A 16,137-nucleotide genomic window follows, 5' to 3' on the forward strand; every position below is an offset into this window, starting at 1 on the left:
CCGCCTCTTTCGCCCATCGCCACTCCTCTTGCCGCTCCTCACCACCCCTCTCCACTCCTCGCCGCACCCTTGTGCGGACGTCAGTCTCAAGGAGCAGGTCCTCTCCTCCCGTCGGTGGACTCCTCGCGATCAGCACGTTTTTATGATCATTCCGGGGAATTCGATCAGTGCGTGCGTTGCCGCGCGTGCGTGAAGAACGGACCGACGGACCGGTGGACCACGACATGACACTGCTGGATGTACTGCTGGGCGCGGTCCGTGAGGCTCCCGGGCAGGTCGTCGTCCATGTCCGCGGTGACGGCAGCGAGCTGACCGTCACTCTGCGCGAGCTTCTGGACGATGCGTTGCGGGTGGCGGGCGGGTTGCGGGAAGCGGGGGTCGCGCCGGGTACCTGTGTGCCGTTGCTCGCCGATCGCAGCGAGGACTTCCAGCCGATGTTCTGGGGTGCGCTAGCGGCCGGTCTCGTTCCGGTACCGCTGGCCCCGGATGCCCGGCGAGTCCTGCCGGTCTGGGAGCACCTGGGCCGGCCTCCCGTCGTCGTGGATGCGGCCAACGCGCCGCTTGCCGGTGAACTACCCGGCGGTGTAAGTGCTTTGAGCCTCGATGCGCTGCGGGAAGGGCCGGAGCTACCTGAGCCTGCGACCGGGAACGCCGGGCAGGACGAGGTCGCGTTCGTGCAGTTCTCCTCGGGGAGCACCGGTAGGCCCAAGGGGGTGGAGGTGACGCACGGCGCGGTGCTGGCCAACCTGGAGCAGATACGCGGCGCCTCCGCACTCGGCGCCGAGGACGTGGTGGTCAGCTGGATGCCGTACTTCCATGACATGGGGCTCATCGGTACGCACCTCGCGCCCCTGGCCGCCCGCGCCAAGCAGGTGAAGATCGGGCCGCTGTCGTTCGCCAAGCGGCCCCGGATGTGGTTCGAGGTGGCCGACCGGCACCGGGCCACCGTGCTCTCCGCGGCCAACTTCGCCTTGGCTCTGGCCGTACGACGCGTTCCCGACGAGGTCGTCGAAGGGCTGGACCTGTCGGGCGTCCGGCTGATCCTGGTGGGGGCGGAGCCGATCGCGCCCGCGGTGTGGCGCGACTTCGCCCGCAAGATGCGTCCGACGGGGCTGGCCCCGGCGGCTGCCCAGCCGGTCTACGGGCTCGCGGAGGCCACATTGGCGGTGACGTTCCCGCCGCCGGGGGAGGTCGCCGAGCCGCTGGTCCTGGACCGTGAGGCGCTGAGCGTCGGGGAGGCCGTCGACGCCGAACCCGGCCCAGGAGCCGTCGAGTTGATGGACGTCGGCGTGCCGGTGGCGGGGTGCACCGTGCGGATCGTCGACGACGCGGACTCCGTTCTGGGGGACCGGCGGGTCGGGCACATCATGGTGAGCGGTCCGCAGCTGGCCCGTGGCTACCACGGCCTCCCCGAGGTCAGCGCCGGGGCCTTCGCCGACGGGTGGCTGCGCACCGGTGATCTCGGGTTCCTGCGGGGCGGGCGGCTGTGCGTGACGGGACGCCACAAGGACGTACTGTTCCTCAACGGCCGTACCTTCCATGCCCCGGACATGGAAGAGATCGCGGCGGCGACACCCGGGCTGCCTGCCGGTGCTCCCGCGGTGATCGGTTCGACCGATCCGGTGAGCGGCGGGGAACGGGTCGTGGTGTTCGTTCCCTGGGCCCGGCCGCCGCACGACGCGCCGGACGTTCTGGAACGGGTCGCCGCCCGTGTGCGTGAGGCGCTGCTGCACGACGATGTGCGGGTGCTGACGCTGCCCCCGGGGGCGTTCCCCCGGACGACGAGCGGGAAGCTGCAACGGCAGCGGTTGCGTGAGCGGTTCGAGGCGGGGGCCTGGGGGGCGGGGGGTCTGGGAGCGGCGGCAGTCTCTTCCATACCTTCTGCGGCTTCCGTACCTTCTGTAGCTTCCACTTCTTCTGCGGCTTCCGTATCTTCTGCGGCTTCCGTGGCTTCCGTTTGCGTGGAAGCGGGCTCTTCGCGGGCGACTGCGTCCCCCCGAGCACGTACGGAAACGCCCACTTCGAGGGCCGAGGCACCTCTCCCTCGGGCCCAGGCCGAAGCCGTCGTGCGGGACGTGTGGGCGCGGGTGCTGGGGCTGCCTGCACCGGCGGTCGGCCGCGACGAGCGGTTCGGGAGCCTCGGCGGGACGTCCCTCAAGGCGATGGAGGTCCTGGTCGCGCTGGAGGAGGCGTTCGGCGTGACGCTCCCACCCGCGGTGATCCGCGACCACGGAACGGTCGCGGAACTCGCCGCCCACCTCCTGACGGTCGCACCGAGGTCCCGGGCCGGGGAGCGTGAGTCCCGGGCCGAGGGAAACGCCGTACCGCCGCGTGCCATGGAAGGTGACAACGACGGGGCCGGTCCGCATGGCTCCCCCGCCCCTGCGACCGCCGTCATCGGAATGGCCTGCCGTTTCCCCGGCGCCGACACCCTCGACGCCTTCTGGGACCTGCTCACCGACGGGCACGACGCCGTAACCCCCGTACCGGAAGGGCGCTGGGGCGCTGCCGGGCAGAGCGAGGCGACTCCGGACGGCCCTGACGGACAGCGACAGCGACAACGCTGGGGCGCGTTCCTCGACGACACCGCCGGTTTCGACGCCGCGTACTTCGGCATCGGTGACGACGAGGCCCGCGCGCTCGACCCGCAGGCCCGGCTCTTCCTCGAACTCGCCCATGAGGCCCTCGAACGTGCCGGTTACGCGGGGCCCCGTCGGCGCGGCCGCAGGATCGGGGTCTTCGCGGCCGTCGGCGACAGCGGCTACCGGGCGGTCCTGGACCGCGCCTCGGCCGACGGGTCTCCGCTGCCCGCCTCGCTCACGGGCAACCTGCCCAACCTCATCGCCGCCCGCGTCTCCCAGAGCCTCGACCTCGACGGTCCCGCGCTCGCCGTGGACACCGCCTGTTCCTCGGGGCTGGTGGCCCTGCATCTGGCCCGGCGCAGCCTGCTGGACGGGGAGTGCGACCTCGCCGTCGTCGGCGGGGTCAACCTGCACCTCACGTCCACCGGTCACCACCTGCTGGAGGAGGCGCAGTCCCTCTCCCCCACCGGGCGCTGCCGGGCCTTCAGTGCCGATGCCGACGGCTTCGTGCCCGGTGAGGGCGGCGCAGCCCTCGTCCTGACCCGCCTGGACGCGGCCCTGCTCGGCGACGACCCCGTGCTCGCGGTCGTCGGCGCGACGGCCGTCAACAACGACGGCCGGTCCTTGAGCCTCATGGCCCCCAACCCCCTGCGCCAGCGCGAGGTCATCACCCGGGCGTACGAGGAGGCAGGCGTCGACCCGGCATCGGTGACCTACGTGGAGGCTCACGGAACGGGCACAGCCGTGGGCGATCCGATCGAGCTGCGGTCGCTCGCCCACGCGTTTCCGGTACGACCCGGCGGCGAACCGCGGCTGCTCGGTTCGGTGAAGACGAACATCGGTCATCTGCTGAACGCGTCCGCTCTGCCCGCCCTGGTGAAGGTGGTGCTGGCTCTGGGCCATCGCAAGCTGCCCCCTTCGCTCCATCACACGCCGCCCTCCCCCGGCCTCGCGGCCGCCGGTTTCTCCGTGGTGACCGAGGCCCACGACTGGACGTCGGCCGGGCCGCTCGTCGCGGGGATCAATGCCTTCGGCTTCGGCGGCACCAACGCCCATGCCGTCCTCGAACAGGCCCCGCCCCCACCGACCCGCACCGGGCTCGACCGTACGAACGACGGGCCCCACCTGCTGACCCTCTCGGCCCGCAGCGCGGCCGGGCTGCGGGCGGCGGCTTCGCAGCTCGCCGACCACCTGGACCGTCACCCGCAGTTGGGCGAAGGGGACGTCTGCCGGACGGCGAGCACCTCCCGGGACGACGGTCCGTATCGCCTCGCTCTCGTCGCGGACGGAGACCTGCGGGGCCGGCTCGCCGACGCGTCTGCTGCGTCTGTTGCACCTACTGCACCCGTTGTGCCCACTTCGTCCATTACATCTGCTTCACCTGTTTCACCCGCTGCGTCTGCTGCGTCTGTTGCGGGGCGTCCCGCCCTGTCCCAGCCGCGCGTGGTCTTCCTCTTTCCCGGGCAGGGGGCGCACTTCCCCGACCGGGGCGGCGCCCTGTACCGGACGGCACCGGTGTTCCGGGACACGCTCGACGAGGCGTCCGCGCTCCTCGGTCCGGTGCGGGGGCGGCCTCTGCTGGCCTGGGGCCTGGATCCGGACGGGGAGGCGGAGGCCCTCGCCGCCATGACCGATGTGGCGCAGCCGTTGCTGGTCGCTTCCGGGGTGGCGCTCGCCCGTCAGCTGCGGAGCTGGGGCGTGGAGCCCGACGCGGTCGCCGGGCACAGCGTCGGGGAGATCGCCGCGGCCTGTGTGAGCGGGGCGCTGAGTCTGGCGGACGCCGTACGGTTCGCGGCCGAACGCGGCCGCCTCATGGACGAGTTCACCGAGCACGGTGCGATGCTCGCCGTCCGTGGGGGCGAGGAGGCTGTTGCCTCGGTGGTCGCTGAGTCCGGCGGGGCCCTCGTCGTGGCCGCGTACAACGGTCCTGGGCTGCTGGTCCTCTCCGGCGGCGTTCCGGCTGTGGAACGCGCCGCCCGCGACCTCGACGCTCAGGGCGTTCCCGTACGCCGCCTGAGCGTCTCCCGGGCCTTCCACTCACCGCTTATGCGGCCCATCGCGGAACGGCTCGCCGACGCGGCGCGGAAGCTCACCCCTCATACCCCGTCCACCCCGCTGATGAGCACGGTCACCGGCGCCTGGCAGCCGGTCCTCGACCCGGACTACCTGCGCGACCACGCCCTGCGGCCGGTGCGGCTCGGGGACGCCGTGCAGCGCATGGCCAGCGAGGGTTACGACACGTTCGTGGAGCTGGGGCGGGGCGGGACGCTCTTGGGTGCGGTCCGTGCCGCGAGCCGTGGTGGTGACGGTGGGCGCTCCGGAGCCGCCGGTGCTACCGGTGACTCCGGAGCCGCCAGAGCCGCCAGAGCCGCCAGAGCCGCCAGAGCCGCCAGCGGTGATGTTAGTGATGGCTCTGGCCGCAGTGGCCGAGTCGTCGTGATGTCCGCCCTGTCTGCGGATTCCGACAGCCGCTCGTCCTCCGCTTCGGCTCCCGGTGACGGGCATCTCGGGCGCGGGGCGCTTCTGGAGACCGTCGGACGACTGTGGTCGAGCGGTGTGCCCCTGGACCGTACCGCGCTCGACGCCGACCGCCGCATGGTCCCCCTGCCCACCTACCCCTTCCAGCGCACCCGGTACTGGGCGGACCCGCCCACCAGCCCGCTGCTGCACCGGGTCCAGTGGCAGGACGCTCCGCTGACCGGGCCCCCGGCAGCCGTACGATCGGTGCTCCTGACGGGTCCTGACACCGCGTCTGTCAACGCCCTCTCCGCGCAGCTCGCCGCCGAGGACATCCAGGTGTACGGCAGCGCGGACGGGCAACCGGACGCCGTGGTCCTGGTGGCCGGTCCCGCTCCGGAGCAGCACGACGGCGAGACCCTCAACCGCGCCCAGGACGCCGCGCTGGCGGCCTTCGACACGGCGCTCGCTCACCTCGACGAGACCGGCGCGAGCCGGCTGCTCGTCCTCACCGAGGACGTTCACACCACGGGGGCCACACCCGAGAGGCCGCGACCCGCCCATGCCCTCCTCACCGGGCTTCTGCTGGCTGTTCCCCAGGAGACGCCGGGCAGTTCGGCCATCGGCGTCGACCTCTGCTCGCTGGACACCCCGGCCCTGCGGCTGGAGGCCGTGCTCGCCGAGCTGAGGGCGGACGGCACTCCCGGGGAGGCCGGGACCATCGCGTGGCGTGCGGGGCGCAGGCTCACCCGCGCCGTCCCGCCGCTGGCCCGTGCCGACGTACCTCCTCCCGGCGGCTCCTCGACATCGACAGGTTCCCCACCGTCCTCACTCACGCCGGGGAGCGCCACGCTCCCGCCGGACGGCACCTTCCTCATCACCGGGGGCGGCGGCGGAATCGGAGCCGCACTCGCCCGCGACCTGGCCTCGAAGGGGCGGCCGACACTCGTGCTCGCCGGGCGCTCCCCCGGTCTGCCCACCGGTCTGGCCGAGGAACTCCGCGCACTCGGGGCCACCGTCCGCTACCACATGGCCGACGTGTCGCGGGAGCCGGACGTCGACGCCCTGATCGCCGCACTGCCCCGCCTGGACGCCGTCTTCCACGCGGCGGGAGTCATGCGGCCCGGCACCCTGCGCAGCAGGACCCGCGAGGAGGCGGCGGCGGCTCTGGCCGCCAAGACGCGTGGCAGTCTGCTGCTCTCACTGGCTCTGCGGCGGCACGGGCTGCGCCCTGCGGTCTGTGTGGCGTTCTCCTCCGTCTCCGCCGTCCTGCCCGGTCTGGCGGGCGCTCTGGGGGACTACGCCGGGGCCAACGCCTTCCTCGACGCGTTCGCCGCCGCGGAGCGGGCGTCCGGCCGCCCTTGGCAGTCCGTGAACCTCGCCGCGTTCGCCGAGACCGGCATGGCCGCAGGCCTCAGTACGGGGGCAGGGGCAGGGGCGGGGGCTGTGCCCGGTACGAGTCCGGGGGCGCGCGCCTCCGTCGTGTCGCGGCCCGGCGGGCGGCCCGTGGCCACCGCGCCCGCGCTGGCCGCTCTCCGTACGGCATGGGGAGTCGATGCGGCGCAGCTCGTCCTCGCCGACCTCGCGTCCTCCTCCGCGTACTCTCCCCCGCCCGCCGGGCGCCCGGAGCGACCGGCCGGGACGGTTCCGGTGCGCGGCACGACACCCGGGTTCGTACCGGACGCACAGCCCCGGCCGTCGCCCATGGCCGGGGAGGGAACGACCGGCTCCGGCACGGACACCGCTGCCCTGCTGCGCAGGCTCCTGGCCGCGGCGCTGCGGCTCTCTCCCGCCGAGATTCCGGACGACGAACCGTTCCTCACCCTCGGCCTCGACTCACTCGCCGCCGTCGACCTGGTCAGGCAGCTCGAACGGGAGCGGGGCACCGCGCTGCCCGCCACCCTCTTCTTCGAGTACCGGACCGTGCGCGAGCTGGCCGCGCACCTCGACGCCCCGTCACCGGAATCCCCCTGCGCATCGGGGCGCGGGCTGCCTCCCGGCCGGGAACCCGCCCCCGAGGGCGTACCGTTCCCGCTCACCCCCGTCCAACTGGCCCTCCACACCAGCAGTCGGCTCCATCCGGACGTCCCCGCCCACGGTTACGTCCGCCAGACCGTCTGCGGCCCTCTGGACACCGGGCTCCTCGGCCGGGCCCTCGCCCTGCTCGCCGACCGGCACTCCATGCTGCGCATCCGCATCGAGAGCGGTACGGACGAGAGCGGTACGGACGGGAGCGGTACGGAAGGAAGCGGTACGACGCGGCCGCAGCAGTACGTCGCGCCCGCCGTCGACGTCACTGCCTGGTACGCGGTACGTGACGGGGGCGGCGGCCGCGTCGAGGAGCTGGAGACCGCCCTGTGCAACCGGCCGTTCGACCTTTCCTCCGAGCCTCCCGTACGTGCCGTCCTCGTACGGGAGAACTCCGAGCTGGCCCATCTGCTGCTGGTCATCCATCACGCTGTCGGGGACGGTTACAGCCTCAACATCCTCGGCGAGGAGCTCTGGTCGCTCTACACCTCCCTCGCCCACGGGGACGAGCCCGCGTTGCCCGCTCCCGGAACGGATTTCGCCGGGTACGCCTTCGCTGCCGCCGAGGAGCGTGCCTCCTCGGCCGGTGCGGCGGCCCTCGACGCCGATCGGCGTTACTGGGCGCACCGGCTGGCCTCCCGGAGTGAAGCACCGCGGCTGCCGTTGCCGTACGACGGTGATCCGTCCGCTCTTCCGGCACCTCCCCTGACCACCCACCAGAGCGCCCTCGACGCGGTGCTGACCGGCGCATTGGAGGAGCGGGCCGCCGCGCACGGTGTGAGCCTGTTCCACCTGCTGCTCGCCGTCCATGTGCGGTGTCTGGCCCGGTGGAGCGGGCAGCGAGAGATCGCGGTGAACGTCGCCCGCGCGCGGCGGGACGTCCGACTGGCCGGTGTGGACCGGCTGGTCGGGCCACTGGCCGACACCCTCCCGCTGCTGTGCGAAACGGACCCGGACGAGTCGGTGTGGGCGCTGGCCGAGCGGCTCGGGCGGGTATGGCTGGAGAGCGAACAGCACGCCGCGCCGACCAGCCTCGATCTGGCCCGGCTGGTGCCGGCCGGACTCACCGGAGACGGGCTCCGGACCGTGAGCCCTGCGGGTTTCAGCTTCGCGCGCTTTCCGGCCGCCCTCGACGAGCGGTGCCCCGTGACCGTACGGCCGACCGCGGCCGGAACCGGCACCCCCGCGACCCGGCTGAGCCTGCTGTGCTGGCAGGACGGGCCGATCCTGCGCTTCTCGTGGAACTTCCCCGTCCGCCTCTTCGATCCGGCGACGGTGGCGCGGCTCGACCGTGACTTCCACGACGAGCTGACGGCTGCCGCCGGGACACCGTCCGATTCCGGCTCCGGCTCCTCGGCGACCCTCGTGCGGCGGCTGCTCGACCGGTTCCGGGCCACCCCGGACGCGGTCGCCGTCGACACCGGGACCGGGACCGGCACCGGGACCGGGACCGGGACCGGCACCCTGACGTACGCGGAACTCGACCAGGCCTCCCGCTCGGTCGCCGCCCGGCTCGTAGCCCACGGCGTCACCCCGGGAAGCCTCGTCGGGCTGCTCACCGAACCCGGCGCGGACACCGTCGTCTCGGTCGTCGCGATCCTGCGGGCCGGGGCGGGCTGGGTGCCGCTGGACGCCGGGCACCCGACCGCGCGCCTCGCGGACCAGATCGCCCGCACGGGTGTGCGCACGGTGCTCTGCCACGCCCCCACCCGGGCGGCGAATGACGCACTGCCCGACGTCACCCAGGTGCCCGTGGACGTACCGGCCCCCGAGTGCGCACAAGGGTCCGAACAGGGGCAGGACCACGTACGGGAGCTGCCCGAGGGGGCCGTCGACGCGGAGTCGATCGCGTACGTCATCTTCACCTCCGGCTCCACGGGCCGCCCCAAGGCCGTACCCATCACGTACCGGTCGATGGAGAACTACCTCGACTGGGCGATCGGCACCTTCGGATACGACGCCCGCGACCGGCTCGCCCAGACGGCGTCGATCTGCTTCGACGCCTCCGTCCGCCAGCTCCTGGCCCCCCTCCTCGTCGGAGCGACCGTGGTGGCGGTGCCGTGGAATCTGCTGCGCGACCCCGGCCTTCTGCTGAGGCACGTCGAACGCACCCGGATCACTGTGTGGAGCTCGGTGCCGACGCTGTGGGAACAGTTGCTGACCGCCGCCGAGGAGCGGATACACAGCGGCGGCCCGCGGCCGGACCTGGGCGCGCTCCGGTGGGTTCATGTCGGCGGCGAGGCTCTGCCGCCCGCTCATGTGCGCCGCTGGTTCGACCTCCTGGGCGACGGTCAGCGCATCGCCAACCTGTACGGGCCGACCGAAGCGACCATCAACACGACCTGCCACATCATCAGCGCCCGGCCCGGCGACGACGTACGGCGGCTGCCCATCGGCCGCCCGGTGGCCGGTACGGAGGTGGAGGTCGTCGGCCCCGACGGTCGGCCCCTCGGGCCCGGTGAGGCCGGTGAGGCCGGTGAGCTGCTCATCGCCGGGATCGGCCTGACCTCCGGTTACCTCGGCGAACCGGACCTGACCGAGGCCGCGTTCACGACGCGGCGGGGGCGGCGCTGGTACCGCAGCGGGGACCGTGTGCGGTGGTCGGCGGACGGCGACCTGGAATTCCTCGGGCGGCTCGACGACCAGGTGAAGGTGCGCGGTCACCGCATCGAGCCGGGTGAGATCGAGGCGGTGCTCCAGACGCACGAGGACGTCACGCACGCCGTCGTCCTGCTCCAGGACGGCCGCCTCACCGCGTTCGTGACGCCCAGGCCCGGGACGTCCGGCGCGGACGCGGTCGAGCTGCGGCTGCATCTCGGGAAGACCCTGCCGCCGTACATGGTTCCGTCCCGGATCACCTCGGTCGACAGCCTGCCGCTCACGGGCACGGGCAAGATCGACCGCCGACAGCTCCTCGCACTCCGGCCCGCGGCGGCGTCGGGGTCGGCCGGGCCTGCGGAGACGCCCCGGCGGACGCCACCACGGACGCCGACGGAGATCCGGCTGGCACGTATCTGGTCCGAGCTGCTCGGGACCGACGACGTGTGCCGCGAGGACGACTTCTTCGCCCTGGGCGGCGACTCCCTGCTCGTCCTGGAGGTGTTCGCCCGGCTGGAGGGGGCGGCGGGCGGGCCGCTCCCCCGGCCGACTGTCATCTACCGCCACCGCACCCTCTCGGCCCTCGCCACCGCCGTGGACAACGGGGCCTCCGCGACGCCCGGCACGGAAACGGATGCCGATACGGGCATGGCGGCCGTTGGGGAGCTCTCCTACGCAGGGCCAGGCCCCGGGCCCGGCCCCAGCCCCTTCCCTCTGACGCCCACCCAGCGGGGGTTCCTGCTGGCCGAAGCCATCGCCCCCGGATCGACCTCGTCCTGGCTCACCCGGCTGCGGCTGCTCGGCCCCCTGGACACCGCTCGTTTCCAGAGCGCGGTGGACGTCCTCGTCGCCCGTCATCCGATGCTGCGCACCGTCTTCCCCGCCGGGGCGCGCCCGGTCGTCCAGCAGGAACTCCCGCCCTCACTACGCCTGCCGGTCGAATTCGAGACGCTCACCGAACCACACCACCTGGACGAGAGGATCGACTCCGAGCGGGCACGCCGCTTCGAACTCTGGGCGTGGCCCCTGCTGCGTCTACGGGTGTTCACCCTCGCCCCCGACGAGCACGTCCTCGCGGTGCACGCCCACCACATCATCGGTGACGGTTACAGCGCCGCCCTGCTCGTACGGGAGCTGATGGCCGTGTACGACGCGCCGGCCGAGGGCGGACAGCCGGTGCTGGCTCCGCTGCGCGGCACCTTCCGTGACTACGCCGTGCGTGCCGCCGTACCGGCGGACACGACCGGTACGCCGGGCGGGACGGACGCGGCCGATGCCACCAGCGACCGTGCGGGCGATGGCGGGGGCCGGTGGGCGCGGCTCAGCGCTCCCTACCCCCGCCCCGCCCTCGGCTCCGTCCTCGGCTCCGGGAACGGGGCGACAGGAGAGGAGGGGGAGGCCGAAGGCGTCGTGCCGGGCGGCCTTCGTCCGGTGTTCCACGCCCACAGCTTCGTGGTCGATGCCGGTCACGTGACGGAGTTGCGCGGACTCGCCTCCCGCTTCGGCACCACCCTCCACGCCCCGGTCCTGACCGCCTACTACCGTGCCCTCGTGGCGGCGACCGGCCGGGCGGACCTGGTGCTCGGTCTGGCCGTGAGCGGCAGGGATCATTCCGCTCTGCCCGATGTCCACCGGGTGTTCGGGCCCTACGCCACGGCTGTGCCGCTGCGGCCGGCCGCCGGTACGGAGGCGGAGTCCGGGCGGCCCGCCGAGGCGGCGTTCGAGGACGATCTGCGGCGGATCGCCGCCGAGGCCACGGCGGCACGGACCCACGAGGGGCCTGTGCCGTCCCTGCCCAACGGGCTGCCCCTGGCCTCGCAGTTCTTCTTCACCTATCTGGACTTCTCCGCCCTGGGGCCGGAGAGCGGACGGACGTTGCGCGTCGCCCAGGAGGACGGGGACAGCGCGTACACACCGCCTCCGGTCGGTACGGACGTGTTCCTGTCGGCCCGCCTCGACGCCGGGCGACTGCGGTTGACCGTCCGCGCGGCCGCAACGGCGTTCACCCCGGAGGGGCTGGCGGCGTTCGCGGAGAGGGTGCGCGAGAACCTGACACGCGCGGCGGCTTCCTCCGCGTCGGTTCATGCATCGGCAGGTGTCCAGGGCCGTGCCCTCGGACGCCCGAGCGGCCCCGGCCCCGGCCCGGTCCCAGGCCCGCGCCCCGGCACCGGCACCGGCCCGGGCCAACAGCGCATGGATGCCGCGCTCGTCGGCTACCTCCCGTCCCCGGTCCAGCTGGCGCGGCTGGCTGGGCTGCCGGAAGAGGCGCTGCCGCGTGAGGAGTTGCGGACGCTGCTCTTCCCCGGTGGCCGCCCGCGGCTCCTGGAAACGCTGAGTACGCCGTTGGGCCGGTCGGGCTTCGTGTGCGTCCCGCTGTTCGCGGACGAACTCGCTCCCGGCGACTCGCTGCTCGGGCACACCGCCCGCGGTGTGGACCTCGCCTCGTCGCTCGGCGCGCGGTCCGTGTCTCTCGCCGGGATGATCCCGTCGCTCACCGGTTACGGGTTCGACGTCCTGCGCGCCACCGGTACGACCGGTGCCGCCGTCACCACCGGGCACGCGGCGACCGTCGTCTCCGTCGTGAAGACCGTGCACGCCGCACTCGATGCGCGACAGCAGGAACTGTCCGGCCTGACCGTGGCGTTCGTGGGCCTCGGTTCGATCGGCTCGTCCTCGCTGGAGCTCCTGCTCGGCCTGGCGGGCCGCCCGCCCGCCCGGCTGCTGCTCTGCGACGTACGGGGCACCGGACCGCGCCTGAAGGAACTCGCCGGGGGCCTCCGCGAGCGCGGGCTCGCCGGCGCGGTGGACGTGATCGAATCGGATCGGGGGCTTCCGGGGAAGGTGTACGGGGCGCGCCTGATCGTGGCGGCGGTCAGCGGGGGCGGCACGCTCCTCGACGTCGACCGCCTCGAACCCGGTACGACGGTGATCGACGACTCCTTCCCGCACTGCTTCGACACGCATCGCGCCATCGGCCGGATGGGGCGGTCGAGGGATGTCCTGATCGCGGGCGGCGGACTGTTGACCGTCGGCGCCACCGAACGGCAGGTGGCCGACGGGCTGCCCGCCGCCGCGGCGAACGGGTACGCGGCACAGCCGTGGCTGCCCGGCACGATCGCGTCGTGCCGCCTGGAGTCCCTGCTCCACGCCTCCGGGGCGGGCGTTCCACTCGTCCGCGGCCCGGTCGACAGCACCACCGCCCTGGCCTACTGGGAGGCGGCGGAGGCGACCGGGACACGTGCGGCACCCCTTCACCTGCTCACCCACGCGATCGACATGGACTCCCTGGTTCCGTGGGCGGGTAAAGCGGTCGCGCCCGGTGGAGGGAGCCGTTAGCTTCCGCGGGAGCGCCGCGGGGCGCGGGACACGGCGGGGATGGGAGCCAGGCATGGAGATCCGCGGCGTACGGACCGACCGATCGGGCTTGCTGCTCGAACAGTTCGACCAGACCAGGGAGATGGTGGAACGCTGAGTACGAAGTCCCTCCGGCTGCCGGGCAGCGGTTCAGAGTGCGGTGCCTCCTGTGGCGTCGATGCACTGGCCGGTGACCCAGCGTGCGTCCTGGGAGGCGAGGAAGGCCACGACGTCGGCGATGTCCGCCGGCTGGCCCATGCGTCCGAACACGGAGTGCGCCGCCAGGGCCGCCGTGGCCTCGGGGGTCTCGCGTCGTCTGGCGTTCATGTCAGTCTCCACGAAGCCCGGCACCACCGCGTTCGCCGTGATGCCCCGCCCTGCCACTTCCTTTGCCACAGCAAGCGTCAAGGTCTCCACCGCTCCCTTGGTCATGGCGTAGGTCACCGACTCGGGAAAGGACCGGTGGGCTGCGGCCGACGAGATGTTGACGATCCGTCCCTCATCGCGCATCAGCGTCAAACCGTGCTGGATAAGGAACATCGGTGCTTTCACGTTCACCGCGAAGAGCCGGTCGAAATTCTCCGGTGAGGCGTCTCCTATTCGTCCGGATCCGCTGACACCGGCATTGTTGACCAGAATGTCCAGTACCGGTTCCTCGCCCCGGTCCGCCATTCCCTCGCCGAACGCCTCGTACAGCGCCTCGGCGTCGCCCGCCACTCCCAGCAGGGAGCCCACCGCGAAAGCCTGACCACCGGCTTTCCCGATCTCCTCGACGACCTCCTGCGCGGCTTCCTTCCGCGCGCCGTAATGGACGGCGACCAAGGCCCCGTCACGTGCGAGCCGCCGGGCGATCGCCCGGCCGATTCCGCGGCTCGCACCCGTGACCAACGCGACCTTTCCCGCCAACGCACCCATGAATCCATCCCCCTACGTCGAACATTCCGCCGTTTTCGCGAAGCGCAGCCACCCTACCCATCACCCCGGGGCGAAATGTGCTCCCGCGATGCGCCGGCCGGAAGCGGGGCGAGCGCACGCGGGTGCGAACACCCCTGGGCCCGGGGCGCGTCGGCCGGGCGGGTGCGGGGCCGGACGGTGCGCGCCGACCGTGCGGCCCCTTGCACACAGCTGCTTGATACTGATTGAAACACTGGCCTAATATGCAGCTTCGAGCATCGATGCTGTCGGTGGAGCGCGGGGACAGGGAGACGAGATGACGTACGTGGCTCAGGAGCTGGCCAGTCAGCCCGACTGCTGGCAGGTGGCCGCAGGCATGGCGGACGGGCTCGCCCACCGGCTTCCGGCGGCCGGCGAGCGCATCGCCGTCGTGGGGTGCGGTACGTCGTACTTCATGGCCCAGGCCTACGCGGCCCTCCGCGAGGGCAGCGGCCAGGGCGAGACCGACGCCTTCGCGGCGTCGGAGTTCCCTGCCGGGCGGCCCTACGACCGGGTCGTGGCACTGAGCCGTTCCGGGACCACGACCGAGGTGCTCGGTCTGCTCGGGCGGCTCGGCGGAACGACCCGCAGGACGGTGGTGATCGGCGATCCCGACACCCCGATGGCCGCGATGGCCGATGACACGGTCGTACTGGAGTTCGCCGATGAGAAGTCTGTCGTGCAGACCCGCTTCGCGACCTCGGCGCTGACCCTGCTCCGCGCCCATCTCGGCCTGCACACCGACGCCGTCGTCGAGGACGCCCAGGTGGCGCTCGCCGAGCCGCTGCCCGTCGGGCTGGTGGAGTGCAGTCAGTTCACCTTCCTCGGACAGGGCTGGAGCGTGGGCCTCGCCAACGAGGCCGCGCTGAAGATGCGTGAGGCCGCCTTGGCCTGGACCGAGGCGTACCCGGCGATGGAGTACCGGCACGGCCCCATCAGCATCTCCACCCGCTCCACCGCGACCTGGATGCTCGGCGAGGCCCCGGCCGGGCTGATGGACGAGGTGCACGCGACCGGTGCCCGATGGGTGGCCGGCGGCCTCGACCCGCTGGCCGAGCTCGTCCGGGTCCAGCGCCTCGCCCTCGCCATCGCACAGGCTCGCGGTCTCGACCCGGACCGGCCGCGCCATCTGACCCGTTCCGTCATTCTCAGCAGTACGGCCTGACCGCCCCCCTGACGGACCCTCTGACGGACCCTCACCCGGAGTTGCCATGCCCACCGCCGCCACCGGCGAACTGGTCGCCGAGGCCGCCGCACAGCAGCGTGCGGTCGCCGCGTTCAACGTCATCACGCTGGAGCACGCCGAAGCGATCGCCGAGGGCGCGGAGGCCGCGGGGGCGCCGGTGATCCTCCAGATCAGCGAGAACGCGGTCGCCTACCACCGGGGGCGGGCGCGCCCGCTGGCCCTCGCCGCGGCGGAGGTGGCGGACCAGGCCGCCGTCCCCGTCTCCCTCCACCTGGACCATGTGCAGTCCGTCGAGCTGCTGCACCAGGCGGCGGACTGCGGTTTCAGCTCGGCGATGTTCGATGCCGCCCGGCTGCCGTACGCGGAGAACCTGACGGCCACCCGCGCCGCCGTCGTCTGGGCCCACGAGCGGGGTCTCTGGCTGGAGGCCGAGCTCGGGGAGGTCGGCGGGAAGAACGGGCAGGCTCCGCTCGACGCCCATGCGCCCGGGGCCCGTACGGCCCCCGAGGAGGCGCGGGCCTTCGTCGAGGCCACCGGGGTCGACGCGCTGGCCGTGGCGGTCGGTACCTCGCACGCCATGACCTCGCGGGACGCCCGCATCGACCACGGCCTGCTGGCCCGGCTGCGTACGGCCGTGCCTGTTCCACTGGTGCTGCACGGGTCGTCCGGGGCCTCCGACGAGGAGCTGGCCCGCGCCGTGGCGGGCGGAATCGCCAAGGTCAACATCGGTACCGCGCTGAACATCGCGATGACCGGCGCGATACGGGACCGGCTCGCCCGGGATGATCAGGGCGTGGACCCGCGCCGCTATCTGGCGGAGGGCCGGGACGCGATGGCCCGGACGGTGGCCCGGCTGATGGCCGTGCTGCCTCAGAGCCTGTGAACAGACCCCGTCTGCGCGCAGCGGCGTCCGGTGCGCCCGCCCTTCGGGCGGACGGCGGTTTGTTCACAGGCTCTGATCCGAACCGCTGACGGGAGTTCCGCAATACGCCGGAGATC

General features: G+C 72.9%; 4 protein-coding genes. 3 read left to right on the forward strand and 1 reads right to left on the reverse strand.

From position 1 onward, the window contains the following. Nucleotides 1-224: 224 nt before the first annotated feature. On the forward strand, nucleotides 225-13,001 hold the full coding sequence (locus ACZ5WC_RS18045) for an amino acid adenylation domain-containing protein (RefSeq protein ID WP_468541708.1): 12,777 nt from the start codon (nucleotides 225-227) through the stop codon (nucleotides 12,999-13,001). A gap of 168 nt (nucleotides 13,002-13,169) precedes the next feature. On the opposite strand, the gene ACZ5WC_RS18050 is transcribed toward ACZ5WC_RS18045, so the two are convergent. Then, entirely contained in the window at nucleotides 13,170-13,934 is a 765-nt protein-coding gene (locus ACZ5WC_RS18050) for an SDR family oxidoreductase (RefSeq protein WP_468541709.1), read from the reverse strand. Nucleotides 13,935-14,229: 295 nt separating this feature from the next. Between ACZ5WC_RS18050 and ACZ5WC_RS18055 the strand changes: the two genes are divergently transcribed. Beyond that, nucleotides 14,230-15,117: an SIS domain-containing protein gene (locus ACZ5WC_RS18055; protein ID WP_468541710.1), complete on the forward strand. Its 888-nt coding sequence runs from the start codon at nucleotides 14,230-14,232 to the stop codon at nucleotides 15,115-15,117. 46 nt (nucleotides 15,118-15,163) lie between these two features. Then, nucleotides 15,164-16,021 carry a class II fructose-bisphosphate aldolase gene (locus ACZ5WC_RS18060; protein WP_468541711.1) on the forward strand — a complete coding sequence of 286 codons (858 nt, stop codon included), beginning with the start codon at nucleotides 15,164-15,166 and terminating at the stop codon, nucleotides 16,019-16,021. Nucleotides 16,022-16,137: the final 116 nt, after the last annotated feature.

This window comes from Streptomyces sp. NPDC033165 (assembly GCF_055577965.1).